The organism is Streptomyces sp. DSM 118878, assembly GCF_052936595.1.
This window is the reverse complement of the sequence record NZ_CP193622.1, coordinates 5,862,883-5,888,057: the sequence shown is the minus strand read 5'-3', so window position 1 is coordinate 5,888,057 and position 25,175 is coordinate 5,862,883. Positions and strand designations below refer to the sequence as shown.

At 68.2% G+C, this 25,175-nt stretch carries 23 protein-coding genes; 6 read left to right on the top strand and 17 right to left on the bottom strand.

What is annotated here, in order from left to right:
* Positions 1–20: 20 nt before the first annotated feature.
* The 14 genes from ACRAKF_RS26285 to ACRAKF_RS26220 all read right to left on the bottom strand — a co-directional run bounded on the left by ACRAKF_RS26285 (position 21) and on the right by ACRAKF_RS26220 (position 8,727).
* Positions 21–1,394 (bottom strand): tyrosine-type recombinase/integrase, encoded by a 1,374-nt coding sequence (locus ACRAKF_RS26285; protein WP_447040010.1) that lies wholly within the window; start codon positions 1,392–1,394, stop codon positions 21–23.
* The gene (locus ACRAKF_RS26280) at positions 1,391–1,585 is read right to left on the bottom strand and encodes a helix-turn-helix transcriptional regulator (RefSeq protein ID WP_447040009.1); all 195 of its coding nucleotides are present in this window, start codon (positions 1,583–1,585) and stop codon (positions 1,391–1,393) included. The genes ACRAKF_RS26285 and ACRAKF_RS26280 overlap by 4 nt, the downstream gene beginning before the upstream one ends.
* Positions 1,561–2,895 (bottom strand): replication initiator, encoded by a 1,335-nt coding sequence (locus ACRAKF_RS26275; protein WP_447042183.1) that lies wholly within the window; start codon positions 2,893–2,895, stop codon positions 1,561–1,563. The genes ACRAKF_RS26280 and ACRAKF_RS26275 overlap by 25 nt, the downstream gene beginning before the upstream one ends.
* 116 nt (positions 2,896–3,011) lie before the next feature.
* Positions 3,012–3,257, bottom strand: coding sequence for a SpdD protein (locus tag ACRAKF_RS26270; protein ID WP_447042181.1), 246 nt, complete (start codon positions 3,255–3,257; stop codon positions 3,012–3,014).
* 17 nt (positions 3,258–3,274) lie between these two features.
* Positions 3,275–3,469 carry a hypothetical protein gene (locus ACRAKF_RS26265; RefSeq protein WP_130438825.1) on the bottom strand — a complete coding sequence of 65 codons (195 nt, stop codon included), beginning with the start codon at positions 3,467–3,469 and terminating at the stop codon, positions 3,275–3,277.
* Positions 3,470–3,487: 18 nt separating this feature from the next.
* Positions 3,488–3,679 (bottom strand): mobile element transfer protein, encoded by a 192-nt coding sequence (locus ACRAKF_RS26260; protein ID WP_360246300.1) that lies wholly within the window; start codon positions 3,677–3,679, stop codon positions 3,488–3,490.
* Positions 3,679–3,879, bottom strand: a complete 201-nt coding sequence (locus ACRAKF_RS26255) for a hypothetical protein (protein WP_447040008.1) — start codon at positions 3,877–3,879, stop codon at positions 3,679–3,681. Before ACRAKF_RS26255 ends, ACRAKF_RS26260 begins: the two co-directional genes overlap by 1 nt.
* A gap of 19 nt (positions 3,880–3,898) precedes the next feature.
* Positions 3,899–4,507 (bottom strand): DUF2637 domain-containing protein, encoded by a 609-nt coding sequence (locus tag ACRAKF_RS26250; protein ID WP_447040007.1) that lies wholly within the window; start codon positions 4,505–4,507, stop codon positions 3,899–3,901.
* An 82-nt stretch (positions 4,508–4,589) separates the two neighbouring features.
* A complete protein-coding gene (locus ACRAKF_RS26245; protein WP_447040006.1) occupies positions 4,590–5,963 on the bottom strand; it encodes an FtsK/SpoIIIE domain-containing protein in 1,374 nt (457 codons plus the stop codon).
* Between the two features lie 5 nt (positions 5,964–5,968).
* Positions 5,969–6,319, bottom strand: a complete 351-nt coding sequence (locus ACRAKF_RS26240) for an SCO3933 family regulatory protein (protein WP_447040005.1) — start codon at positions 6,317–6,319, stop codon at positions 5,969–5,971.
* 127 nt (positions 6,320–6,446) lie between these two features.
* Positions 6,447–7,178: a GntR family transcriptional regulator gene (locus tag ACRAKF_RS26235; RefSeq protein ID WP_447040004.1), complete on the bottom strand. Its 732-nt coding sequence runs from the start codon at positions 7,176–7,178 to the stop codon at positions 6,447–6,449.
* 92 nt (positions 7,179–7,270) lie between these two features.
* Complete coding sequence (locus ACRAKF_RS26230; RefSeq protein WP_447040003.1) at positions 7,271–7,708, bottom strand: ATP-binding protein; 438 nt, start codon at positions 7,706–7,708, stop codon at positions 7,271–7,273.
* 6 nt (positions 7,709–7,714) lie between these two features.
* On the bottom strand, positions 7,715–7,888 hold the full coding sequence (locus ACRAKF_RS26225) for a hypothetical protein (RefSeq protein ID WP_402159407.1): 174 nt from the start codon (positions 7,886–7,888) through the stop codon (positions 7,715–7,717).
* A 98-nt stretch (positions 7,889–7,986) separates the two neighbouring features.
* Complete coding sequence (locus ACRAKF_RS26220) at positions 7,987–8,727, bottom strand: GntR family transcriptional regulator (protein WP_447040002.1); 741 nt, start codon at positions 8,725–8,727, stop codon at positions 7,987–7,989.
* 83 nt (positions 8,728–8,810) lie between these two features.
* On the opposite strand from ACRAKF_RS26220, the gene ACRAKF_RS26215 reads away from it, so the two are divergent.
* The 5 genes from ACRAKF_RS26215 to ACRAKF_RS26195 all read left to right on the top strand — a co-directional run bounded on the left by ACRAKF_RS26215 (position 8,811) and on the right by ACRAKF_RS26195 (position 17,619).
* Positions 8,811–9,899: a DUF1152 domain-containing protein gene (locus ACRAKF_RS26215; protein WP_447040001.1), complete on the top strand. Its 1,089-nt coding sequence runs from the start codon at positions 8,811–8,813 to the stop codon at positions 9,897–9,899.
* A gap of 571 nt (positions 9,900–10,470) precedes the next feature.
* On the top strand, positions 10,471–12,045 hold the full coding sequence (locus tag ACRAKF_RS26210) for an N-6 DNA methylase (protein WP_447040000.1): 1,575 nt from the start codon (positions 10,471–10,473) through the stop codon (positions 12,043–12,045).
* Positions 12,042–13,538 (top strand): type I restriction-modification system subunit M, encoded by a 1,497-nt coding sequence (locus ACRAKF_RS26205; RefSeq protein ID WP_447039999.1) that lies wholly within the window; start codon positions 12,042–12,044, stop codon positions 13,536–13,538. Before ACRAKF_RS26210 ends, ACRAKF_RS26205 begins: the two co-directional genes overlap by 4 nt.
* Positions 13,535–14,689, top strand: coding sequence for a restriction endonuclease subunit S (locus ACRAKF_RS26200; RefSeq protein WP_447039998.1), 1,155 nt, complete (start codon positions 13,535–13,537; stop codon positions 14,687–14,689). The genes ACRAKF_RS26205 and ACRAKF_RS26200 overlap by 4 nt, the downstream gene beginning before the upstream one ends.
* Positions 14,689–17,619 carry a type I restriction endonuclease subunit R gene (locus ACRAKF_RS26195; protein ID WP_447039997.1) on the top strand — a complete coding sequence of 977 codons (2,931 nt, stop codon included), beginning with the start codon at positions 14,689–14,691 and terminating at the stop codon, positions 17,617–17,619. Before ACRAKF_RS26200 ends, ACRAKF_RS26195 begins: the two co-directional genes overlap by 1 nt.
* Positions 17,620–17,988: 369 nt before the next feature.
* Here the strand turns inward: ACRAKF_RS26195 and ACRAKF_RS26190 are convergent, their stop codons facing one another.
* The gene (locus ACRAKF_RS26190) at positions 17,989–18,417 is read right to left on the bottom strand and encodes an SRPBCC family protein (protein ID WP_447039996.1); all 429 of its coding nucleotides are present in this window, start codon (positions 18,415–18,417) and stop codon (positions 17,989–17,991) included.
* 211 nt (positions 18,418–18,628) lie between these two features.
* Here ACRAKF_RS26190 and ACRAKF_RS26185 point away from each other — a divergent pair, with 211 nt between their 5' ends.
* Positions 18,629–19,396, top strand: a complete 768-nt coding sequence (locus ACRAKF_RS26185; RefSeq protein WP_447039995.1) for a thioesterase II family protein — start codon at positions 18,629–18,631, stop codon at positions 19,394–19,396.
* 29 nt (positions 19,397–19,425) lie between these two features.
* On the opposite strand, the gene ACRAKF_RS26180 is transcribed toward ACRAKF_RS26185, so the two are convergent.
* Both ACRAKF_RS26180 and ACRAKF_RS26175 read right to left on the bottom strand, forming a co-directional pair.
* Complete coding sequence (locus ACRAKF_RS26180) at positions 19,426–21,564, bottom strand: beta-ketoacyl synthase N-terminal-like domain-containing protein (RefSeq protein WP_447039994.1); 2,139 nt, start codon at positions 21,562–21,564, stop codon at positions 19,426–19,428.
* A complete protein-coding gene (locus tag ACRAKF_RS26175) occupies positions 21,561–25,175 on the bottom strand; it encodes a non-ribosomal peptide synthetase (RefSeq protein WP_447039993.1) in 3,615 nt (1,204 codons plus the stop codon). Before ACRAKF_RS26175 ends, ACRAKF_RS26180 begins: the two co-directional genes overlap by 4 nt.

The following is a 25,175-nucleotide window of genomic DNA, read 5'->3' as shown; positions in this document are numbered from 1 at the left end:
CTCGGATGCGGGCAAGCGTGTCACTCGTACTCGCGAAGCAAGTCCTCGATACGCCGGTTGGCGACGTCCTGCCGTCCGTCGAGGCACTTCGCGTAGCGGGTCAGAAGGACCTCCACACTGTTGCCTGCGCGCTCGGCCACCTCGGTGGGGTCAACGCCGGCGTTGAGCCACGTCGACAGCGCCGAGTGACGGAGGTCGTACGGCCGACTCGCGAGCGGCGAGGACGCGGCGGCCGGCGGGAGCGCGAGGAGCCGCGCCTCCTGCCACACGCGGTAGTAGGTCGAGGACGGAACGACCGAACCCTTCTCGCTGAAGAACAGCCGTCCGTCGTCAGCCGTACCAAAGGTGGCCAGATGCTCGCGGAGCACGGCGACGAGGTGAGGCGGGATCGGCACCCGCCTCACGTCCTCGGTCGGTCGGTTCTTCAGCCCGCGGTCGTCATGGGTCTCCCCCGAGTCGGTCCACTGCTTGCCGACCGACGGGCGGGTCCGGTGGAGCAGGGCCGAGCCCCAACCCCGTTCGGGAAGGATCAGGTCCGTCTCGACGAGGCCAACCGCTTCCGCCGGCCGGAGACCGCCGAAGTACATGGCGGCGAACAGACCCACGAGACGACGGCCGCGGGCACGCCGGTATCCGCCCACATAGGAGACGGCCGCCAGGAGGTTGCGAGCCTGCTCCGGGTTGGCGACGACGCGCGGGTCCACCTGGTTGGACACCTTCGGTTTCTGCCAGCGGACCGCCGTGACGGGGTTCTCCCGCAGCTCCCCCAGGTCGACCGCGTAGTTCGCGGCGTTGACCAGCGTCCGACGCTTACGCCGCACGGTTTCCGCCGCGGCTGCCGTGCCGTCGAGCTTGAGTTTCAGCGAGTCGAGGACCGCGCGGGCCGTGGCGGGCTCAGCGAGGTCGGCGAGCGGTCGAGAGGCCTTGGACACCCAGTGGAGAACGTTCCGCACGTCGTCCGGGACTTCCCGATCGTCGGGCCCCGGCAAGACGAAGGCCCAGTTGCGGAGCGCCTTGCGGATCGCCTCATCGGACGGACGTCCGGCGCGGTCGTCGAGGAGCTCCACCGTCACGCTGGTGAGCGATTCGTTGATGCCGTCCCGTGTGTTGGGGGCGGCATGAGGCCACTTCATGGCGAGGTACCTGAGGGCGAAGGCGTACCACGACACGGCCGACTTCTTCTCTTCCATCGAGGCCGGAAGGCCCGACTCAGTGTCGAACTCCTCGCCATCGCGCATCGCCCGCATCAGCTTCGTGCGGTAGTGGTCGGCGAGCGCCTTGGTGCGGAAGGACTCGGAGAAGACATTGCCGACCACGGACCAGCGGACGCCGTACGAAGGCGTTTTGGTGTCCCGTTTTCGGACGCCCCAGACCTTCACGTCGAGGGACTTCACGCCGCCGCCTCCATTTGTCGCAGCCACGTGGCGAAGTCGCTCCGCCAGATCCGGAGCTCTCCGTTGGGGAGCTTGAACGCCTCAGGCCCCAACCCCAGCTCCCGCCAGCGGTAGAAGGTCCGTCGAGAGACACCACCCAGTTCGTCGAGCACCTGGCGGACAGTCATCAGCTCGTCGTGGCGGTGGTCCATGTCGGTTCTCCTTCCGTTCCGATGGCAGGTTCGAGAGACGCGGTGAGCCAGCTCTCCGCAGCACTGAGGCCGGTGCCGGCGAACACCCAGTGGGCGAGGACGAGCGTGCTGTCGCCGTCCTGCGGGACGGGCGGAGCCGTCTGGGCCCGTCGCCAGTCGGCGCGGGCGGTGCGGAGAGCGCCGAGGGTGGTGGAGTAGCGGCGGGACTTGGTGGAGAAGTGGCCGCGGAAGCCGAGCATGTGAGCCCAGGCACGCAGGCGGAGGTGTTCGAGGTCCTTGCGTGCTCCGAGGGCCCAAGCGGTTCGGATCAGGCGGCGGGCGTGCTCGCTGATGTCGAGCTGGGCCAGCTCGGCGGCAAACTTCAGCGGCCGGTCCAGAGCTCCCGTCGCGGTCTCGGCGCCCTTGGTGGCGTACTTGGCGATGTAGGCCGCTACGGCCCGCTCGGTCAGCTCCTGGCCGCCAGCGAAGTCAGCCGAGCGGATCGTACGGACGTCGAGCTGACGCCCGAAAGCGAAGGTGTGGGACCGGCCGTCGACGACCGGCCCGTCGACGCGTGCGGCGGTCGCGGCCGCGTGGATGGCGTCGGTAAGTAACTCGGCGGTGGCCCAGCCGGGCGGCGGGGTGTCGCCGCTTTCCGGGCCATCGAGGCGGATGACCGCGTGGAAGTGGACGGCCCCGCGCTTTTGGTACTCGGCGACCTTGGCGAAGGAAATACGCGCGTGGTCCTTGAAGGTGCGCTGGGTGAGACCGGCGCGCTTGGCGACCTCCCGGCGGAGGTAGATCGAGAAGCGCCGCCACAGGGCCCCGGCATGCGCGTTCCAGAGCACAACCGCCTCGTAGTCGTAGCGGTCCGGATCGAGGGGGGTGCCGAGGGCGTCGTCGTCCTGGTCGTGGTGGGTGCCGCAGCGGCAGGGGCGGCCGTCAGTGCGGCGGTTGTGGACCGGGCCGAAGCCCGGGGCGGTGAAGGTGGCGAAGACACGCGGGTGCGTGGCGACCTGGCCGGGGGTGCCCTTGCCGCCGCGCAGTCCGGCGGTGATCAGGTGGTAGGTGTCACGGCGGTAGACCTCGGCACAGGCCGCGCACCGGGTGGCCCGGCGGTTGTTGCAGCGGACCAGGAGATGACCGGCGGGCAGGGCGGCCGAGTCGAGGTGGTGCAGGACGCTGCCGATCTCGCCCGTACGGGTGTCGACGTCGTATTCGGTGCGGTGGCCGTCGAGGCGGACGGGGTGGGTGCAGCCGCCCAGGCCGGAGAGTTGGCGGGCCAGTTCGGGCAGGGTGCCGAGGGAGGCCAGCGTGGAGAGTTCCGCCAGCGGGGGCGGAGTCTGCCGGGTGATGATGGGACTTCCTTTCGACTGTTTCGGCGGTGGGAAGGGACGGCCCCGGGGCGGCGGGATGCTTGGCGGCTTGTTGCCGCCCCGGTGGCCGGTCAGCGCCTGGTGGCGCCGGTGACGAGGGAGCGCAGGACCACGGCGGCGATGGCCACGGACACGGCCGTGACGGCGACCGCGGCCAGGAGCGCGGTGAGGACGACGCCGACGACGACCACCGCGGCGACCGCACCCACATAGGGGGTGAGCGGGCGGCCGGCGGACGGCACCGGAGCCTGCACCTGGTGCTGCGCGGTGACGGCCGTGGGCGCGTGCGGGGATTCGGGCAACTGCGGGCGGAACAACACGGCGTACCTCCTGGTCACTTGTCGGTGCCGTCGACGACGTCGACCCCGGTGCGGGTGCCGGTCTCGATGGCGGGGGCGAGGAAGGTGTGCGAGAGCCAGAAGCCGAACAGGGCGATCACGACGGCGACCCAGAGGCGGACACCGAGGAACTTGATCGCGGCCCAGGCGACGACGCCCAGGACGAAGACGAGCGGGAGCGAGACGGTCATGGCGTTCTCCTCAGCGGATCAGCGGACGCGGCAGCGGTGGGTGCGGGCGGCCAGCTCGGCGGCGGTGCGGCTGTCGTAGTCGGCGGAGAAGCCACAGCGCGGAGCCGTGCACACGGCGGCGTGCTTCTCACGGCCCCGGCCGTCGTAGTACGTGCCGACCTGGACGGGGCCGATGCGGACGACACGGCGGAAACGCGGGTTGGCGGGCATCAGGGCAGCTCCTTCGAGTCGGGGTGGTTCTCGCCGGTGAAGTCGGCGACGTGGTCGAGCAGCCACTGCCGGATCTCCTCGCCCTCGTACTCGTCGGCGGTGATGATCACGGGTTCGGCGATGAGCATTGCTTCGGTGAGGCGGTTCTGGCGGGTCAGCTCGGCGGCGCGGTTGAGGGCGCGGCGCGTGGACGGACGCATGGGCGGAAGTACTCCCGGTTCAGGTGAGTTGGGCGGCGATGGCTTCGGCGAGCGGTAGGGGGACGCCGAGTCGAGCGCGAAGGGTCAGGGTGTCGATGGGGGTTCCGGTCCGGGCGCGGTGGTCGTCGGCGACCTTGCGGGCGTGGGTGACGAGGGCCGGCGGAACGGGAGTGGCGGGCGACGGAGCAGGTTCGGGTGCCGCTTCGACGGCGGGCAGCTCAGGCTTCGGAGCCGGAGCCGGAGCCGGGGCCGCTTCAGGCTCTGCGGTCGAGCCGTGGACGAGGAGCGTGCCGCCGAGGAAGGCGACCGCGGGCCATCCGGCGACGAGGATCCGCAGCCAGGCCGGTACGGCGCCCGGGTCGAGCAGGCCGGCCGTGGCGATGTTGGCGCCGAGCGACGCGGTCAGCGCGACGAGGAACCAGCACCACCCGGCCGCCTTCGACCCACCAGAGCGCAGTCGTCGCCAGGCCGCCACCAACAGCAGGTCGACGGAGACCGGGTAGGCCCACGCCTTCCAGCCGTCCTGTCCGGCGGCTGCGGCCAGGTCGTGCAGGTGGGCGAAGGACAGCGCGGCGGCGATCAGGGCTTGGACGAGTACGGCGTCGAGGCGGACGGGCAGGGAACGCACGGCGCCACTCCTTCCGGTTACGGGCATGGCGGGGTAGGGACTTGGCGCGGTACGGCCACGCCGGCCGATGGGTTGCGTACGGCTACTCGGTCACCGGGCGGGGAACGGTCGCCGTCCCCGACGCCTCTACGGGCACGGGCGGGACGTACGACCGGAAGGGCGTGAGCGCCGGTATGTCCGGGGCGAGGTGCGCCGATTCCCGGCAGGTGGCCGCAGCGTCGGCGAGGGACAAGTACGGGGTGCGGATGCGGGACCAGCCGCCGGAGGTGTCGCCGACGACGGCGAGGCCGGGCAGTTCGGGGGCGATGGAACAGGCAGCGTCGACCGCTTCGGGCGCGATGTCGCCGAGCGCCATCTTGGCGGAGGCTTCGTCGTTCACGCGGTGACAGACCCGCCCGGTGAGCTGGGCCCGGAGCATGGTCGCGCCCTTGCCGAGTTCGGCGCCGAAGCGCTGTCCGCACACTTCGAGGTAGATGCCGGCCGCGCGGCCGAGCTGGGCGAGGCGGATGAGCTGGGTGACCATCTCGTCCCGTCGTTCCTCGTCCTTGCGGGTGGCGACGAGGAAGAGTTCCGCCACCTCGTCGACGAACAGCACGATGGGAACGGGACGTTCACCGTCGGGCAGGCCCCAGATGTCCGAGGTGATCTCCTCGTCCCGGGTGCCGGGCGCGATGCCTTGCCGGGCCTTGATCAGGTCGTATCGATCCTCCATTTCCTTGACCAGGACCGGCAGCAGCTCGGCCGCCTCGTCCGGGTCGGTCGCCAGCGCGGAGAGCCGCGAGGCGAAGGGCGCCAGCTCGACACCGCGCTTGCAGTCGATGCCGACGAGGGCAACGGGTTGCGCCGCGAGGCTGGTGATGAGGTGGCGCAGGTACATGGACTTGCCGGACAGCGTTGCGCCGAGGACGAGTTCATGCGGTACGGCACGGTAGTCGCGGACGAACGCGGTCGCGTCCTCCCGCAGGGCCACCGGCACCCGCAGAAGCCCACTGTCGACGCGGCGCGGCATGCGCACCTTGCGTAAGACGTCGTAGCCGACGAGCCGGAGTTCGACGACACCGGGCTTGACGTCCCGCACGTACACGGCGTGAACACCCCAGGCGTGCCGGAGCCGTTCGGCCGAGGCGGCCACGTCCGCCGGTTCCTGCCCGGGGGCGAGCCGCAGCCTTACGCGGAGGCCCGTCGAGTTGGGCCGGATCACTCCGCGGCGCGGGGGAACCGGCCGAATCTCCCGCCGAGTGGTGGCCCGGACGGCCAGCGCCCGCCAGCGGGACGGCTCGACGGTCAGCCCACACGCGTCCATGGTCGAGGAGTACGAGGCCACCAGCCGGGCCACCGAGAGCGGCAGCCCGACCGTGGACCAGTACGCTGCCGGGTGGGCGTGCCGGGCGTAGGCCGCGCCGCCTATCGCAGCGAGCGGTCCGCCCAGTTCGGCCAACGTCACCAGGTCGGTCACGTCGATCAGCCCGCCTGAGCCATCTGGAACGCGCCGGCCATGACGGCCGTGGCGCGGTAGGCGATGCCGTGACGCTCCCGCCCGTTGAACACGCTCTGCCAGGGCCGGGCGACGAGCCCCGGCAGCGAGACCGGGGCACCGACGGTCAGGCCGTCCGTCACACCGCTCTCGGGGATGGTGACCTGGATCAGCGACGACTCACCCTCGTCGATGTAGACGACGCCGATGGTCATCAGCGCCTCACCGCTCACGGCGTCCTTGGCGATCTCGCCGGTCTGCCGGTCGCGCACCTTCGGCGCCGGCGCTTCGGTGAGCAGGATCGTGGCGGTCGAGGCATCAACACGGATCACACGCACAGAGGTTTCTCCTTCTGAGTCGATCAACTCGCCACCTGACAAGTTGACTTAGCAAGTTCGAAGTTAAGGATGCCAAGTTGACTTGTCAAGCTTGATTCACAAGTGATTTGAGGCCCCGTCAGGTGGCTCAGTTCAGGCGGTAGGTGTCTTCCAGTTCATGCCCGTCGGCGGGAAGCAGCACGTCAGTGACTTGCAGTGCCCGCCCGGAGGCATCGCAGGCGATGACGAGGACGCTCAGGACAGGGACATCATCAGGCAGTCCCCCGAGCAACTCGGCTTCAGCGGCATCGGCCAAACGTGCGGACACCCGCTCCGTCACGTGGTCGAAGCGGACCTTCTTGCGCGCCTCCAAGTGCTCGCGCACGCCGGAGGTCAGCGCGTCCTCGTCAGCCAGGTCGGTACCGTCGACAAGGTCGGCAGGGAAGTACGACGAGGTCAGCTCGACCGGTTCGCCGTCCTCTTCCACCACGAACCGGCGCCTGAGCACCTTGGCCCCCTTGGGCAGCCCCAGAGCCGAGGCCACGCGCGCCGGCACGGCCACTTGACCGACGTCGACCAGGCGCCCAGGGGTCCGCGACTCATCGCGCGCCAGAGCTTCGAGCCCGCGTCGATCCTTCTCTTCGACGACCGCAGGGCGCCCGCGCACGATCGTTCCGTACCCCTGCCGAGACTCCAGCCAGCCGTCCCGCTTCAGCAGCTCCAAGGCCCGCACGACCGTGGGGCGGGACATCCCGAACGACTGCACCAGCTGGTTCTCGCTGGGGACCCGCGTGCCAGGCGCGTACGTCCCGTCCTCAATGCGACGTTGAATCGTCTGCGCGAGGCGCACGTACTTGGGTGCCTCCACTTCATACGCCATGAACGCCGCCGCCTGTCAGGATTGGCCAAGTCAACCGGTCAACCAGACTAGCGACATTCCTACTGTGACAGTAGAAGCAGGGCATCCCTCCCTCAGGAAGGCCAGGCATCGGCCACCACGAAGGAGACCACCGTTCCACCGAAGCGACTGGGCCCGGAGTGCCACGACTCGGCGATGGAGTCGACGAGGAGCAGCCCGCGCCCGTGCGCGTCATTGGCGTCCGGCCGGCGAAGACGCACGCTCGCCGGGAATCCGGGGTTGTGCACCTCCACACGGAGTGAGGTTCCCTCCCGGAACCACTCCACGCGTACGACCCATCCCTCGTCCGACCGCCCGTAGAGGATCGCGTTGGTGACCAGTTCCGAAATCATCAGCGTGCAGTCGTCGACCGAACAGGCCGGGTTGTAGGGGGCGATGAACTTCCGGAACCAGCGCCGGGCCCGCGGTACGGACTCCGCAGTGGGGTGCAAGTTCATCGCTCCCAATCGCGGCGAGTCCTCGCAGGGATAGCGGTCGATCGTGTAGGTCATCCGCGCTCACTCCTTGCCGCTGCCGTCGCAGTCGAGGCAGCGCCGCTTCGATGTGGCACGGGTGCGGTCGTTGGCCGTCGAGAGCGCCAGCGCCGTACGGGAGCCGACGCGCTTCCATCCGCGCCCTCTGCATCCCCGGCAGTTGCTGAGCGTCCCCTCGTCCGGCCGCTGACTCGTCACGCCATGCCCCCTCTCCTCCAAGTGGCCTTAGCCACTTTGTGGATAGTGGCATTGGCCACTCTGGGTATGCAAGCGGTTCAGCGGAACCACCGCTCACTTCAGGTCAGCGGGTAACCCTGCTCGAAGGCCCAGCGGTGCGGCGGATAGGTGGCTTCGGCGAACTCCAGCGGCCGGTCCTGGAGGTCGTAGACGACGTGGTGGACGATCAGCACCGCCGACCCCGGGGCGAGGCGGAGTTCCTCCGCTTCCTCGTCCGTGGCCTGCCGCGCACACATGCGGTCCTCGGCGTAACTCCCCTGTCGACCGGTCATGTTCTCGACGTACATAAGAGTCCCCTCCTGGATGCGCTCGGCATCCAGGAGCTTGGGCGCCCGCTGGCCGACGTCCGGCGCGAACCACGAGGTGGACAGGTTGATCGGCCCATCCTGGTTGTTCGTCACGCGACGCCGGTGGACAGCCCGGCGGTCCTTGACCAGCCCCAGCGCTTCGGCCACATGGTCCGGCGCATCCAGCCAGCCGGCCGACGTGATCACCGCGTATTCACCGGCGGTGTAGATCTTGCCCGTCTGCCGTGCCCGTCCGTACAACTCCCTTGCACGTCGGTTCACTTCGAGGCTGCGCACGTAGGTACCCGAACCCTGACGCTTCTCGACCAGGCCCTGATGACTCAGTGCCTCCAGGGACCGGGCGGCCGTCGGCCGGGAAACGGACCAGTCGGCCGCCAGCTGCCGCTCCGAAGGAACCTCGTCCCCCGGCCGCAGATCACCACGCAGGATCTGGTCACGGATGTAATGAGCGATCTGGAGATACTTCGGCTGAGTCTCCTCGATCTGCGGCATGTCCCCTCCTGGGTCGACAAGTGGCTATAGCCTCTGGCCACTATAGGGTGAGTGGTCAACCCCGGAACCCGTAGGCTGAAGGCATGACGCGGTTGATCGTCGCAGCGGGAGGCGGAGGCGACACGGTCGCCGCCGCGATGCTTGACGCGGGTCTCTACGGCGAAGAGGACCGGGCGGTGATCCTCACGTACGCGTGGGACCGCCTGCTGATCGACCCGGTACCGGGACCGCGGGGAGCCGACAACTTCACCGGCCTTCTCCCGATGACTCCCGCTGTACGGCGGGTACCAGCAGAGGCTCGCCCTGTCGCTCCAGCAGGCTCGACCCTCCCCAGACTCGCGGCAGAGCTCCCACACACCTTCGCCCTGCTCGACCCGCACCACGGCGTGGAAGGCGTCACCCACCAACTCGAAGAACTCATCAGCCACTTGTCCCCCACGTCGATCGATCTCCTGGACGTGGGCGGCGACATCCTGGCCCGGGGCGACGAGCCCACGCTGAAAAGCCCCCTGGCCGACGCGCTCACCCTCGCGGCATGCTGCCAGGTCAACACCCCCGTCCGGCTCCTGGTCGCTGGCCCCGGGCTCGACGGCGAACTCCCCCCAGACGACTTCCGCGACCTACTCGGCCCCCTCGTCCACACCTTCACCGCAGCAGATGTGGACAGACTCGGCCCGGTCCTGGACTGGCACCCCTCCGAAGCGACCGGGATGCTCGCAGCCACCGCCCGAGGTGTCCGCGGAACCTGCGAGATCCGAGACGCCGGCCTGCCCGTCCACCTCACGGACGAGAGCCCGACGGTCCACGAAGTCGACCTGGACGACGCTGTCAGCCGCAACCAGCTCGCCCGCGCCATCATGACGACCGAGACACTCGACGAGGTCGAGGCCCACAGCCGCGAGGTCTGCGGCTACTCGGAAATCGACTACGAACGCAACAAGGCCACATGGCTCAAGGACCAGCCGCCGGCGGACCTGAACCCGGACACCGTCCTGGCCCAACTCGCAGTGTTCGAGGCGGAAGCCACCAGCCGCGGAATGACCCACACGACGTTCCGCCGCATCACCGAAGCCCTCAATTACAGCGGCACCCAACGCGAGAGCCTGCGTGAACTGCTGATCAGTAACCGTCCGGAGCAGTACGAGGCACCCTTGTGGCGCATGGCCAACTGAGCTGAGTAACAACCTTCTTTACGGGTTCAAGGCGGCTCGCTTCGCTCACCGCGCGGCGGCGGGCGCTGCGCGGGCCGCCGCTCCTGCCTCCGTCCCGCTCCGGCCCGCGCTTCGCCCGCCGCCGCTACGTTCCACAGCACCGAGCTGTAAGCACATGCACCGTCCCTCCTTGGGGCTCCGCCCCAAACCCCGGCCCTCCCTTTGGGGAGGCAGGGCGCATGTGCACACAGTGCGGATTTCGTCGGGGTGGACGGTGGGTGAGTCGCGGGCCACTCCCCATCGGCCGGCCACCCGGAGGGCATACCCAGAACCTCCGAGGGGCGCCAAGGCCAAGCCCAAAGGGTCACGTCGTGAGCCTTGGCGCCCCTCGGAGAACCCGGGTGTGGCAGAGCTGCCCGACCGACGGGGAGCACCCCGCTCAGGAACGCTGTGAGACCAGGCGTAGCTGGCACTGCCACTGTCGTGCGCGGCACAACGGCTGACCGTACAGGTGAGATCCCGTAGATTTAGCCCAGTTTCCAGGTCGCCTGCCACTCCGCAGGCGATGACGTAACGCTAGGAACGTGGTTCAGTGACCGAAGACGAGATGCGTTCAGCCGCGCGCTACCTGCGCACGTCGTTGGACGTCCCCCTGAGCCTGAGCGAGCTCGAGAACTACCTCGCCAGGGGCGCTGACCTGCTGCGCGGATCGGTCGACCAGGCGGACTTCAAGGCCTACATCTTCCCGCTGATGTTCTTCAAGCGGATCAGCGACGTTTACCTCGAGGAGTACGCCGCAGCCCTCGACGAGTCCGACGGCGACCACGAGTATGCCTCCTTCGCCGAAAACCACCGTTTCACTATCCCCGACGCATGCCTGTGGGACGACGTGCGGGAGCGCACCGAGAACATCGGACAGGCCCTGCAGACCGCGTTCCGCGAGATCGAGAGGGCCAATCCCGACACGCTCTATGGCATCTTCGGCAACGCCGGGTGGACCAATAAGGACAAGCTCTCCGACGCCAAGCTCGCCGATCTGATTGAGCACTTCTCTACCCGTACGCTGTCCAACGCGGCCGTGGCGCCGGACGTGTTCGGCAATGCTTACGAGTATCTGATTAAACGGTTTGCTGACCAGTCCAACAAGAAGGCCGGCGAGTACTACACTCCCCGTTCCGTGGTTGGCCTGCTGGTCAATATCCTCGACCCGGGCGAAGGCGAGACGATCTACGACCCTGCTTGCGGGACAGGCGGCATGCTTATCGAGGTCATCCAACACATCAAGGCAGCCGGCGGCAGCCCCAAGACCCTCTGGGGCAAGCTCTACGGCCAAGAGAAGGTCCTGGCCACTTCTGCGATCGCACGCATGAACCTCCTGCTGCACGGCGTGGAGGATTTTAACATCGCTCGCGAGGACACCTTGCGAGCCCCGGCCTTCTACACCGGAAACCACCTGGCCAAGTTCGACTGCGTCATCGCCAACCCACCTTTTTCGCTTGAAAAATGGGGCGAAACCGAGTGGACCTCAGACCCCTGGGGGCGAAACCTCCTTGGCGGGGTCCCGCCGAAGAAATATGCCGACTGGGCCTGGGTGCAACACATGATCACCTCCGCCAGCCCTAAGACGGGGCGCGTCGCGGTTGTGCTGCCCCAGGGCGCGCTGATCCGACAGCAGGGAGCCGAAGCCAAGATTCGCTCCCACATCCTGAAGTCCGACGTCGTCGACGCCGTCATCAGCCTAGCCCCGAAACTGTTCTATGGCACCGGCCTGGCCGCGTGCGTACTGACCCTCAAGCTCAACAAAGAGCCCCGGGAGCAGGGCAAGGTCCTGTTCATCAACGCCGAAGATTTGCACAAGAAGGGCCGCAATCAGAACACACTCGAGCCCCAGCACGCTGACGAGATCCTGGCCGCCTACGAGCTCTACCGCGACCGCGAAGGACGCTCCCGCGTCGTCGACCTCCATGAGATCAAGGCCAACGACTACAACCTCAACAGCCACCTGTACGTCGCTCCCTCTGACGACGGTGTGAAGATCACGCTTGCCGAGGCTCTGGCCAACCTTGAAGCCGCTCAGGTAAGGGCTCATCAGACGAGTGCGGCCCTGGAGGTCGAGCTGGCCAAGTGGGGTCTGGGCCAGGACCAGATCAAGGAGGTAGGCGCATGAGAGTCCGCATCACCCAGCAGGAGCTGGAGTCCTATCTGTGGGGTGCCGCGACGGTACTGCGTGGACTCATTGACGCTGGCGACTACAAGCAGTACATCTTCCCGCTCGTCTTCCTCAAGCGGATTAGCGACGTGTATGACGAAGAGCACGCTGCCGCGATGGAGACCTACGACGACGAAGAACTCGCCAACCTGCCGGAGAACCACCGCTTCGTCGTCCCCAACGGCTGCCACTGGGACGACATCCGCGAGACCAGCATCAACATCGGCACAACGCTCCTGAAAGCGATGCGCGCGATCGAGTCCGCCAACCCCGATACCCTGCCTGGCGTGTTCGGCGACGGCGACTGGGGCAACAAGAATCTCCTGCCTGACTCCACCCTGAGCGACCTCATCGAGCACTTCTCCACCAAGACGCTCTCCATCGCGGCCCTGCCTGAAGACGAGCTCGGCAACGGGTACGAGTACCTCATCAAGAAGTTCGCCGACGACTCCGGCCACACCGCCCAGGAGTTCTACACCAACCGCACCCTGGTGCACCTGATGACGCTCATGCTTGAGCCTCAGCCCGGGGAGTCGGTCTACGACCCGACCTGCGGCACGGGCGGAATGCTCATCTCCACCGCCGCAGAGGTCAAGCGCCAGGGCAAGGAGTGGCGAAACTTGCGCTTGTACGGGCAGGAGCTCAACTACGGGACCTCCGCCATCGCCCGCATGAACCTGTTCCTGCACGGCATCACCGACAGCCGCATCGCGCACGGCGACACGCTCAGCAAGCCTGCCTTCCTCGACGCCCAAGGCGGCCTGCAGACCTTCGACGTCGTCCTGGCCAACCCGCCCTACTCCATCAAGGCATGGAACCGTGATGCGTTCACCAAGGACCCTTACGGACGCAGCGATTGGGGTGTACCGCCCCAGAACGCCGCGGACTACGCCTTCATCCAACACATCGCCAAGAGCCTCGACACAAAGACCGGGCGCGCTGCGATTTTGCTGCCCCACGGTGTCCTGCACCGAGTAGCTGAAGCACGCGTGCGCCAGGCAATGATTGAGTCCGATCTGGTTGAAGCCGTCATCGGTCTCGCGCATGGCCTCTTCTACAACTCTGGGATGGAGGCGATTATCCTCGTACTCAACCGCAACAAGCCCGTAATGCGGCAGCGCAAGGTGTTGTTTGTCGACGCCAAGAGGGAGTATTACCGAAGCGGAGCACAATCATTCCTCGGAGAGGGACATCAGAAGAAAATTCTGGAGGCCTACCGAGCGTTCAGAGATTCGCCGGGGTTTACTGCGGTTGCAAGTCTTGACGAGATTGCGGCGAAGCGGAACACCCTCTCAATTGCCGCGCATGTAGTCGGAGATGGGCGTGAAATCCTCGGAGGAACCACTGAGAGTATTACGGTAGCTACTGAGGCATGGCGACTCACTACGGCAGCAACCGAAAGCGCGATCAGTGAGGTTTTGGAGAAGATTTCTACTGGGGTGACCGAGTGACTTTGCTTCTGGACAAGCCCTCCTGGAAGCGCGTCCGACTTGGCGACGTGGTCAGGCGCTCTCGTAAGCAGGTCGACCCGCTCGAAGCTGGCACCGATCGCTACGTCGCTGGGGGACACATCGATAGCGACGCGGTCACCGTTGAGCGCTGGGGTGACCCGAGTGATGGGCAGATGGGTTCGACCTTCCGATACGCATTTGAGCCCGGGCAGATTCTCTTCGTATCTGCTCGGCCGTATCTACGGAAGATGGGAGTCGTCAACTTCTCGGGAGTGGTCGCTGATAAGACGTACGTTCTCGACGCAGTACCCGAGAATGGGCTGCTTCAAGAGTTTCTTCCTTTCATCCTCTCTTCTGATCGATTTGTCGATTACGCAACGTCGGAGGCGACGGGGTCAATGAACCCCCGACTTCTGTGGGGTCCTTTCCAGAGGTATGAGTTCGACCTCCCGTCCCTCGATGAGCAAGAGCGAATCGCTGACCTGCTCTGGGCCATCGAGCGCCACCGCCAAGCGGTCACAGGATTGGATGATCCCTTGTTGAGTTGCCAAGCGCCCCTACTGGAGGTGGAGGCTGAGTCGTACCTGACTGTCGACGACGTCGTGCTTACAGCCCGGAGCGGAGCAACGCCCTCGCGGTCGAACAAAGAGTTCTACGGTGGGGACATCCCGTGGCTCAAGTCCGGGGAAGTAGTCGGCGATGCTATTTCGACAACGGAAGAGTTCATCACTGAGGCCGGCCTTGCGGGCTCATCCACGTGGCTCGTGCCGGAGGGCGCAGTTGTCGTTGCAATGTATGGCGACGGTAAGACTAGGGGGCAGGTCGGGCGTCTAGCAGCCCCGATGAGCACAAACCAGGCAGTTCTTGCACTCGTTGCCGATGCATCCAAGGCTGATCCTGATTTTCTCTATTACTGGCTGCGCTCTCGGCAGGAGGAACTTCGAGGGAAGGGCGCGGGCGCCGCACAGAAGAACCTCTCGAAACAGCTTGTTGTAACAGAGCCGTTCCCGGATCTCCCGGTAGCCGAACAAGCAGCCGCAGTCGAACAGGTCATTGAAATTGACCGGGTCCGGAACCGGGTCATTGATGAATCCAAGGCACTCAGCACGCTGCGTTCTTCAGTACTAGCAGAGATCTTCGGAGGCAACTGATGGCTCGGTTCAACGAAGCCAACTCGGTGCGTGATTTCGTTCGAGATAGAGTGGCCTCGCAGGGTATTCGGTTCGTCCCAGGCGTCGAGCTCCCGCGTACCGCGGGCGAGGTGATACTGGAGGACGCGGTAAAGGCTGCGCTCGTGCGACTTAACCCGGAAATCGCCGCAGCCCAAGACAAGGCCGACGAGGTCATCTACGCCCTACGCGCGAATTTAATCTCTGCCCGCACGACCCCGCACCCGGTTGTGCTGAACGAAGCGTTCATGGCGTGGCTGACCGGACAGAAGTCGATGCCCTTTGGCCCCAGCGGCGAGCACACCACGGTTCGGCTAATCGACTTTGACGACCCGTCGGCGAACGAGTGGGTGATCTCTACGGAGGTCACCATGCGGCAGGGCAGGGTCGAGAAGAGGTTCGACCTGGTGCTGTGGTGCAACGGTTTCCCGCTTGTCGTTGGTGAGGCCAAGTCGCCCACGCGGCCGGCCTACACGTGGATCGACGGCGCCGCCCAGATCCACGACGACTATGAGCAGAGCGTTCCGGCGTTCTTCGTGCCGAATGTGTTCTCCTTCGCCAGTGAGGGCAAGGAATTCCGATACGGCACCGTGGGCATGCCCGTGGAGCTGTGGGGGCCCTGGCGGGATGAGACTAAGGAGAACGACGTCCCGGCCAAGCAGGGCCTGGCTGTCGTGCGCGAGGCTGTCAAGGGGGTGCTCGATCCGGCCACGGTGCTGGACTTCATGCGGTTCTTCACGCTGTTCGCCACCGATTCCAAACACCGCAAGATCAAGCTGGTTGCCCGCTTCCAGCAGCTGCAGGCGACCAACCTTATCGTCGAGCGCGTCCTGGGGGGCACCGAGAAGCAGGGCCTGATCTGGCATTTCCAGGGCTCGGGCAAGTCCCTGCTAATGGTTTTTTCCTCGCTCAAGCTGCGCGCCATGGCACGCTTGGCCAGCCCGACGATTCTGATCGTGGTCGACCGCATCGACCTTGACACCCAGATCACCGGGACCTTCAACGCTTCGGACGTGCCGGGCCTGGTATCCACCGACTCCCGTGAGCATCTGCAGGAGCTCCTGACCGCGGGCGCCCGGAAGATCATCATCACGACGATACACAAGTTCGGCGAAGCCGATGGCCTCCTGGATCCGCGCCGGAACATCATCGTGATGGTTGACGAGGCCCACCGCTCCCAGGAAGGTGACTACGGTGCCAAAATGCGCGCAGCTCTGCCCAACGCGTTTCTGTTCGGCCTGACCGGTACCCCGATCAACAAGCGTGACCGCAACACCTTCAGGTGGTTCGGTTCGGCCAACGACGAAGGTGGCTACTTGTCGCGGTACTCCTTCCACGACTCCATCCGCGACGGCGCGACCTTGCCATTGCACTTCGAGCCGAGGCTGTCGAGCATCCTGATCGACCAGGACGCCGTCGACGAGGCCTTCGACGAGCTAGCACAGACCAACGACCTGGGCGAGAACGAGAAGATCAAGCTGTCCAAAAAGGCGGCCTCGATCGAGGTTCTCATCAAGGCTCCCGAGCGTATCCGACAGATCGCTGAGGACATCGCGCAGCACTTCACCACGAAGGTGGAACCGGAGGGATTCAAGGCGCAGGTTGTGGCCTACGACAAGACCTCCTGCGTGGCCTATAAGGACGAGCTTGACAAGATCCTGGACCCGGATGCCTCCACGATCGTGATGTCCAAGACTCGCACAGACCCAGCTGACTGGACCAAGTGGACCCCGGATGCCAGCGAACAGGAACGTATTTTGGCCCGGTTCAACGACCCGGCCGACCCGCTTAAGATCCTGATCGTCACGGCCAAACTTCTGACCGGATTCGACGCCCCGATTCTGCAGTGTCAATACCTGGACAAGCCTCTCAAGGACCACACTCTACTGCAGGCCATCTGCCGTACGAATCGCGTCTACCCGCCGAACAAGACCTATGGTCTGGTTGTCGACTACCTGGGCCTGTTTGACGACGTCGCTAAGTCCCTCGCCTTCGACGAGGCGTCGGTGAAGAACGTCATCTCCAATATCGAACGACTCAAAGCCCAGCTGGAGCCGGCCATGAAGGCCGCCCTAGCCTTCTTCCCCGGTGTGGATCGCAGTGTGGGTGGATATGAGGGGCTGATCCAGGCGCAGTCCGCAATCGCGGACAAGGAGATCAAGGACGCCTTCGGCCTGGCCTACAGCACCGCCTCTCAGCTATGGGAGACCCTCAGCCCCGACCCGATGTTGAGCGAGTACCGCGACGACTACCGGTGGCTGACCGATGTGTATCAGTCGGTGCGCCCCTCGGACATCTCCGGCCGACTGGTCTGGCATGCCTTGGGTGCCAAGACCATCAAGCTGATAAACGAGCACGTCCAGGTCGAGGTCCCCGATAGTAGCGAGACCATCGTCCTGGACGCGACCACGATCGAAGACCTAATGCGTACCGGGAATATCGACCAGGTCGACCCGGAAAATGTCGAGAAGTTCATCACCGGGCGCATCGCCCGGCACCTGAACAACCCGAAGTTCGTCGCCTTGGGACAGCGTCTGAACGACCTGCGCGTGAAGTATGCCGACGCCCAGCAGGCCAGCTTGGATTTCCTGCGCGACCTACTCAGGCTCGCTCGCGACACCGTGGCAGCCGAGAAGGAGATCGCCGACGTCCCCCGTGAGGAAAGAGGCAAGGCCGCCTTGACCGAACTGTTCGAGGCCCTCAGGGCTGACCAGACCCCGGCCATCGTGGAGAACATCGTGGCCCGGATCGACGAGGTCGTGCGCGCGGTGCGGTTCGAAGGATGGCAGGGCACTCGGGCTGGCGACCAGGAAGTGCGCCAAGCCCTACGTAAGACGCTGTACGTGCAGTTCAAGATCCGCAACGACGGTGTCTTCCAGCAGGCCCTGGAGTACATCCGCGAGTACTACTGATATGCAGTGGCCTGCTCCAGGGTGTTCAGGGCTCGCCGGGCTCAGCGACAGTACAAGCAATGAGGTACAGCAGCTTGCGTCACCTGCGAGTCACTTCCAGGAGCAACGCTGACTGTGCTGCATGTGGACCAGCCGTGGACGGCTTGCCCGGCAGCGTCCGCTGATAGCACCGTGACCAGGAGCAAGAGCAATCATGTGAGCGGCCTCCGGAGCCGTGTGCGCAGGTTCGAATCCTGCCGGGGGCACCTTGTATGAGGTGCCCGAAGACCCCGCCATCAGCGGTTTCGCTGAGGACGGGGTCTTGGCGTATGTGGGGGTAGATGCGAACGTCGCGTGACCCGCCGCTCTTCTCGGCGCCCTCACTGTGGGTCAGCGGTTCCCCGCTTCCCGTTCTGCCATCCTCTGGAATTCGCCCAAGTCGTAGTTGGCCAGCGTCTTGTCCAGGTTTGTCAGTGCTCCCAGGTGTTCCACGAAGCCCCGCGGGTCGTATTCGATTTGCAGGGTCACTCGGCTTTCCGTGTCGCTGAGGCGGTGGAACGTGACCACGCCCGCGTGGTGGACCCCCTCCGTCGTGCGCCACGCGATGCGTTCCCGGGGAATCACCTCGGTCAGTTCCGCCACGAACTCCTTGTCCGCCCCGGGAAGTGACACCTGCCATGCGAAGGTCGACTCGTCCACGCGCTGCACGTGCTTCACGTGGCTCAGGAAAGCCGGCCAGCGTTCCACGTTCTCCCACAGGGACCAACTCACCGCCACGGGTGCCTTGATGTCCACGGCTTCCAGCAGTGAGGACGACATCACGTCTCTCCCTTCGTTTCGTTGTTCGTTGGCTTTGCTCAGTCGGTGCTTCGTTGGCCGGGTACCCCCGGGGCCGGAGTTCATCGGTGCGTCCGCCACTGGCCGTGCCGTGCGCGTCACAAAACTGCCCCGTGGCCCCCTGCGTCCGGCATGCTGGCCAGGTCAGGCCGTCGGTCGGCGGCGGCTGCCGTAATGGAAGGAGGGCGCGCTCGTGGGCGACTGGATACGTTGCAACCACCCCGCACCCGATGCCGGGACCCGTCTGCTCGTCTACCCTCACGCCGGCGGTTCCGTCAGCGCCTATCACGGGCTCTCGGCTGCCGTGTCGGGGATCGTCGAGCCGCTGGTCGTGCAGTATCCGGGCCGGCAGGACCGGTACGGCGAGCCGTTCGCCGCGGGGGCGGACGAGATCGTCGACGCCGTGCTCGACGAGTTGCCTGGGGGGCCCGACGCCCAGCCGACCGCCCTGTTCGGGCACAGCATGGGGGCGCTCCTCGCGTTCGAGACCGCGCGGCGCATGGAGGCCGCGGGGCAGCCGCCCGTGGCGCTGATCGTGTCCGGGCGCATGGCGCCCTCGCTGCCGCGCATGGCGGCGGGCAAGAAGCGGGTGCGCGACATGACCGACGACGAGCTCGTCGCGGACATGCGCAAGCTCTCCGGCACCGCCGAGGAGCTCTTCGCCTCCCCCGAGCTGCTCTCCCTCTTCCTGCCTCCGATGCGGGCCGACTATCAGATCGTGGACGAGTATGTGTACCGCGGCGGGGAGCCGCTCCGGTGTCCTCTCGTCGTGCTCACCGGCGACAGCGATCCGCGCGTCACCGTCGAGGGCGCACGGGCCTGGGAGAGCGAGACCCGGGGCGGGTTCTCCTGCCATGTCCTGGCCGGGGGGCACTTCTTCCTCGACGCGCACATGCCGTACGTCGCCGGAGTCATCGCCTCCGCGATCCCCGGCCGTAGGGCGGCCGTCACCACTTTCTGACCGCCTCCCCTGTTCCGCCCGCTCTCCGTCTACTCCGCCTCGAGCTCCGCCAGCAAGGCGTCCAGCGAGTCCTCCGCCGCGTCCTGCTCCCTGGAAGCGACAATGCGCTTCGCCAGTTCCTGGAGGGGCAGCTCCTCCAGGAACACGGTGATCGGCACGTCGATGGCGAAGTCGTCCCGCAGCCTGCCGACCAGGTGGACCGCGGTGAGCGAGTCGCCGCCCGCCGCGAAGTACGTGGTGTCGGGGCCCACCGGGCCTTCCAGGCCCAGGGCCTCCGCGAGCAGCGCCACGACGCCGGCCGTCAGATCGGGGTCGTCGTCGGTGGTGGTGGCGGCTGCCGGGGCCGTCTCCAGTTGGGTCGGCTGGGTCGGCGTGTGCGTCAGCGTCAGTGCGCCGAAGCTCTCCCCCGCGAACGGGTACGTCGGCAGGCTCACCCGGCGGCCCTCGCCCTCGCCCGGGTTTTCCGGCCACGGGGCCGAGCCGCCCTTCAGCCACAGTTCCCCGAGGCCGCGCAGGCTGTCCAGGTCCGGGCCCTCGCCGCCGTCGCTCCACGCCTGGCCCTCCGCCAGCGCGGTCAGGCGGTCGGCCGCCTCCGCCGGGTCCGACGCCAGGACGTAGGCGCGTACGTCCATGGGGGTGCGGCCCATGCGCAGGGTGTACGCGGTGTCCGCCAGGGAGGGGGCCTCCGGAGCCCGCAGCGCCTTCGCGAGGCGTGCCGCCAGCGCCCTCAAGGCCGTCTCCGTACGGGCCGACAGGGGCAGGATCTCGGCGCCGGCAGTCGGCGTCGCCGTCGCCCTCGCCGACAGCGAACGTGTGGGCGCCTCCTCCAGGACCACGTGGACGTTCGTACCGCCGATGCCCAGTGAGCTCACTCCCGCGCGGCGCGGGCCCTCGGGCGGGAGCGGCCACGGGGTCGCGCGGTCCACCACGTGGAACGGCGAGGCGTCCAGGCTCAGGTCGGGATGCGGGCGCGAGACGTTGACCGTGGGGGCCAGCGTGGCGTGCTCCAGCATCAGGACCGCCTTGATGAGCGACGCCACTCCCGCCGCCGCGTCGAGGTGACCGATGTTCGACTTGACCGAGCCGATGCCCGTGCCCGCGGGTGGGGCCGACGCGAACGCCGCTGTCGCCGCCGCCAGTTCGATGCGGTCGCCCAGTTCCGTCGCCGTGCCGTGCGTCTCCACGTACTGGGCCGCGGACGGGGCGAGGCCCGCCGCCGCCCATGCCTCGACGATCGCCGCCGTCTGCTGTTCGACGCCGGGCGCGGTGAAACCGACCTTCGTTGCGCCGTCGTTGGTCAGCGCGCTGCCGCGTACGACCGCGCGGATCGGGTCGCCGTCGGCCAGCGCGTCGGAGAGGCGGCGCAACACGACCACGCCCACGCCGCTGCCGGGCACGGTGCCGCCCGCCCGCTCGTCGAAGGGGCGGCAGCGGCCGTCCGCCGAGAAGATGCCGCCCGTGTGGTGGACGTAGCCCTGCCTGCGGATCGTGTCGATGCTGACGCCGCCCGCGAGCGCGGTGTCACACTCGCCGAGGAGCAGCGCCTGCGCGGCGAGGTGGACTGCGGTGAGCGAGGTCGAGCAGGCCGTCTGGACGGTCAGGCTCGGTCCCTCCAGGCCCAGGCGGTAGGAGATCCAGGGGGCGAGGAACTCGCGGTCGGTCAGGATGCGGATCTGCATCGCGCCGATGGACGCGGCGAGGCGGCGGTCCGTGTGCGCGGCCAGCATGTGCTCGGTGGGGCTGCCGCCGACGTACACGCCGGTACGGACGGGCACCGCGAGCGGGTCGTGGCCCGCGTCCTCCAGCGCGGCCCAGGCGGTCTCCAGGAGGACGCGGTGCTGGGGGTCGAGGGCGGCGGCCTCCGTGCGGTTGAAGCCGAACAGTTCGGCGTCGAAGCGGTCCGCGTCGGCGAGGTATCCCTTGGCGGGGACGTGCTGGGCGCCGCGCAGCTCCGCGGGGTCCGCGCCGTCGGCCAGGAGTTCGGCCTCGGTGAAGTCGGTGATGGTGCAGACGCCGTCGCGGAGGTTCGCCCAGTACGCGTCCAGGTCGGGGGCGCCGGGGAACCGGCCGCTCATCCCGACGACCGCGATCGCCGAGTCGTGTCCGGGATCGGCGTCGAGGCCTTCGGCCGGGTCGGACGCGGGGTCCCGGGGTGCTGGGTCGGTCATCGTGACGTGCCCTTTCTGGAGCGGAGCCGTTGTGCGGCGGCGTTCTGTCGTGCGCGGCGGTCGCCGCCCCTGCGTTCGGCCGCCGTGGTGGTGGCGGGCTCGCCCGCGGTGGCGGGCGTTCCGTCCGGGGCCGGGTCCTGGGTGCGGTCCCGGGCACGGTCGAGGTGGGCCGCGATGGCGGCCACCGTGGGGTGGCGGAACAGGTCGACCATGGTGAGGTCGGGGACGGAGGGGACGGAGGGGACGGAGGGGACGGAGGGGACGGAGGGGACGGAGGGGACGGAGGGGACGGAGGGGACGGAGGGGACGGAGGGGACGGAGGGGACGGAGGGGACGGAGGGGACTGTGGGGGCGGACGGGGCGCGCCCGTTCTCCGGCTCCTGACGGCCGCCCCCCGACTCGGACAGGGTCGCCGGAGCCGAGTCCCGCAGGGTTGCCGGGGCCGAGTCCGGCAGGGCGGCCGGGGCCGAGTCGCCTGGTGTGGCTCCCGGGCCCGGTTTCCGCAAGGCGTCCAGGACGTTCAGCAGGCGGACCGAATTGCCGCCCAGGTCGAAGAAGTTGTCGTGGACGCCGACCCTGTCCAGGGTCAGGACGCGGGCCCAGATGTCCGCGACGTGACGTTCCGTCGCCGTGCCCGGGGCCGTGTACGAGCGGCCCGCCTCCTGGCGCCCGGTGGCCGGGTCAGGCAGCCGGGTCCGGTCGATCTTGCCCGAGCGGTTGAGCGGCAGTTCGTCGAGGTGGACGTAGAGCTCCGGCAGCATGTAGCCGGGGAGCCGGTCGGCCAGGTGGGTGCGGAGGGCCTCGTCCGAGGGGGCCGCCCCGTCCCGGGGTACGACGTACGCGACGAGCCGCTGCTCCGCCCCGCCACCGCGCACGGCCGCCGCGGTGACCGCGACGTCCGGGTGGCCCGCGAGCAGGGCCTCGATCTCGCCGAGTTCGATGCGGATGCCGCGCAGCTTGACCTGGGAGTCGGAGCGGCCGAGGTAGTGCCTTCGGCCCCGGGCGTCGATCCTGGCGAGGTCGCCGGTGCGGTACATGCGGGAGCCGGCCGGGCCGTACGGGTCGGCGACGAAGCGTTCGGCGGTCATGCCGGGGCGGCCGATGTAGCCGCGGGCCAGCGAGGCGCCCGCGATGTACACCTCGCCGGTCACGCCGACGGGCACCGTGCGCAGGCGGGCGTCGAGGACGTGGACGCGGGAGCCCGGCACGGGGGCGCCGATGACCACCGGCTCGCCGGGTTCGAGGTCGGCGGTGGTGGCGTAGACGGTGGCCTCGCTCGGCCCGTACGCGTTGACGATCCGGCGGCCGGGCTCGCTGAGCCGCTCGACCAGTTCGGCCGGGCAGGCCTCGCCGCCGACGGCGAGCGTACGCAGATGGGGCAGCCGCCCCGCCACGTCGGGCAGCAGCATCGCGGCGGACGGCGGCAGGAACACGTACGTGATGCGGGAGTCCCGCAGCCGGGCGGCGAGCGCGTCGCCGAGCCGCTCGTCGTCCCGCGCGATGTGCAGCTCGGCGCCCGCCACCCAGGGGAAGAACAGGTCGGAGACGGCCACGTCGAAGCCGAACGACACGAACTGGAGCACCCGGTCCTCGGCCGTGACCGGGAACGTCGGGCGCACCGCCGTGGTGAGGTTGAGCAGGGCGCGGTGCTCGACCGCGACGCCCTTCGGGACGCCCGTGGAGCCGGACGTGAAGAGGACGTAGGCGAGGTCTTCGGGGGCGGGGGCCGGAGCCGGAGCCGGGGCGAGCCCTGACCTCGGCTCAGGAGCCGCGTCCCGGCCTTGGCTGTCCGCCCGCAGGCATCGCACCGCCAGCCGCACCCCCAGCCCCTCCCCCTTCTCCGCCGTCCCCGCGGCCGTGACGAGCAGGCCCGTGCCGGAGGCCTCGATCATGTGGGCGAGGCGGGCGTGCGGGTGGGCCTGGTCGAGCGGTACGTACGCGCCGCCCGCCCGCAGCACCGCCAGGGCCGCGATGCCCATCTCCACCGAGCGGGGCAGCAGCAGCCCGACCCGGAAGCCGGGCCGGACACCCGCCGCGCGGAGGCGGGACGCCAGCGCGTCCGCGCGCTCCAGCAACTCCCGGTAGCTGAGGCGGACGTCTCCGCAGACCAGGGCCGTGGCGTCGGGGCGGGCCGCCGCGACGTCCGCGATCAGGTCGGGGACCAGGCGGTCCGTGGGCGCCGCCTCGGCCGTGCGGTCGCCGGCCGCTACCGCGCGACGGCGCTCGTCGTCCGGTACCGCGTCCAGGGCGGAGAGCGGCGCGTCCGGGTGCGCGACGGCCGCGTCGATGAGCGTGCGGAAGTTCCGCGCCCAGCCGCGCACGGTGGCGGCCTCGAAGAGGTCGCTGCGGTAGATGAACTGGGCGGACAGGTCACCCGCCGCGCCCCAGCGTTCGACGTGCAGGTGGAAGTCGAACTTGGCGGTGTCCAGGTCGAGTACGACGCGCTCGACGCGGGCGCCGGTGAGCGCGAGGGACAGCTCGGTGTCGTCGTCGTAGGCGAAGACCAGTTGGACGACGGGGTCGTGGCTGGTGTCGCGGGCGGGGGCGAGACTGTTCACGACGGACTCGAAGGGGGCGTCCTGGTGGGGCTGTCCGGCGAGCAGCTCGGCACGGACGCGATCGATGAGCTCGCCGTACGAGGGGTCCCCGGACAGGTCGACGCGCAGGGCCAGGGTGTTGGTCAGCATGCCGGCCGTCTCCTGGAGCTCCGGCCGGTCGCGGCCGGACACCGGGAAGCCGATGACCAGGTCCTCGCGGCCGGTCAACCGCCCGAGGAACGCGGCGTACGCGGCGAACAGCGCCATGAACGGCGTGGCCCCGCGGCCCCGGGCGACCTCGCCGAGGCGCTCCCGCGGCCCGGCTCCGAGCGGGAACCGCTCGCTGCCGCCCGCCGCCGTCCGTACCGCGGGGCGCGGCGCGTCCACGGGCGGCGAGACGACCTCGGGGGCGCCGCGCAGCCGCTCGGCCCAGTGGGCGACGGCTTCGGAGTAGGCGCCGGCGGCCTGGCGTTCGCGCTGCCAGGCGGCGTAGTCGGGGAACTGGAGGGCCGGTTCGGGCAGGTCGGCGCCCGCGTACGCCGTGGAGAGGTCCCGCAGGATGACGCCGAGGGACCAGCCGTCGCAGATCAGGTGGTGGGCGACGAGCAGCACGCGGTGACTGCCGTCGTCCACGCCGTACACCGTGCACCGCAGCAGCGGTCCCGCCGCCGGGTCGAAGGGCCGTGCGGCGTCGGCCCGCATCCGCGCGTCCGCCTCGCCGGCGCGGACGTCCTTCTCCACCGTGAGGTGCGCGCGCCCGCTCGCGCGGACGATCTGCGCCTGCGTGCCGTCGGCCGCGGTACGGAAGACGGTCCGCAGGGACTCGTGCCGGGCGACGACGGCGTCGAGCGCGCGGGTGAGCGCGCCGACGTCGAACGGGCCGTGCACGGCGAAGGCGGCGGGCACGTTGTACTGGGCGGTGCCCGGGTTCATGCGGTCGAGGACCAGGAGGCGGCTCTGGGCGTCGGAGACGGGGAACTCGTACTCCTCGATCTCCTCGTACGCCTCGTACGCCTCGGTCTCCTCGGTCTCCTCCAAGGGCGCTGCCGGAGCGGCCGGTTGCTCTGCGTCCAC

What these genes read in the sequence shown, in the direction of transcription:
- ACRAKF_RS26235 (WP_447040004.1), bottom strand. Translation starts at nt 7,178, where the DNA reads ATGGCGTATGAAGTGGAGGCACCCAAGTACGTGCGCCTCGCGCAGACG.
- ACRAKF_RS26180 (WP_447039994.1), bottom strand. Translation starts at nt 21,564, where the DNA reads ATGACCGACCCAGCACCCCGGGACCCCGCGTCCGACCCGGCCGAAGGC.
- ACRAKF_RS26215 (WP_447040001.1), top strand. Translation starts at nt 8,811, where the DNA reads ATGACGCGGTTGATCGTCGCAGCGGGAGGCGGAGGCGACACGGTCGCC.
- ACRAKF_RS26280 (WP_447040009.1), bottom strand. Translation starts at nt 1,585, where the DNA reads ATGGACCACCGCCACGACGAGCTGATGACTGTCCGCCAGGTGCTCGAC.
- ACRAKF_RS26260 (WP_360246300.1), bottom strand. Translation starts at nt 3,679, where the DNA reads ATGCCCGCCAACCCGCGTTTCCGCCGTGTCGTCCGCATCGGCCCCGTC.
- ACRAKF_RS26205 (WP_447039999.1), top strand. Translation starts at nt 12,042, where the DNA reads ATGAGAGTCCGCATCACCCAGCAGGAGCTGGAGTCCTATCTGTGGGGT.
- ACRAKF_RS26255 (WP_447040008.1), bottom strand. Translation starts at nt 3,879, where the DNA reads ATGCGTCCGTCCACGCGCCGCGCCCTCAACCGCGCCGCCGAGCTGACC.
- ACRAKF_RS26190 (WP_447039996.1), bottom strand. Translation starts at nt 18,417, where the DNA reads ATGTCGTCCTCACTGCTGGAAGCCGTGGACATCAAGGCACCCGTGGCG.
- ACRAKF_RS26220 (WP_447040002.1), bottom strand. Translation starts at nt 8,727, where the DNA reads ATGCCGCAGATCGAGGAGACTCAGCCGAAGTATCTCCAGATCGCTCAT.
- ACRAKF_RS26195 (WP_447039997.1), top strand. Translation starts at nt 14,689, where the DNA reads ATGGCTCGGTTCAACGAAGCCAACTCGGTGCGTGATTTCGTTCGAGAT.
- ACRAKF_RS26265 (WP_130438825.1), bottom strand. Translation starts at nt 3,469, where the DNA reads ATGACCGTCTCGCTCCCGCTCGTCTTCGTCCTGGGCGTCGTCGCCTGG.
- ACRAKF_RS26230 (WP_447040003.1), bottom strand. Translation starts at nt 7,708, where the DNA reads ATGACCTACACGATCGACCGCTATCCCTGCGAGGACTCGCCGCGATTG.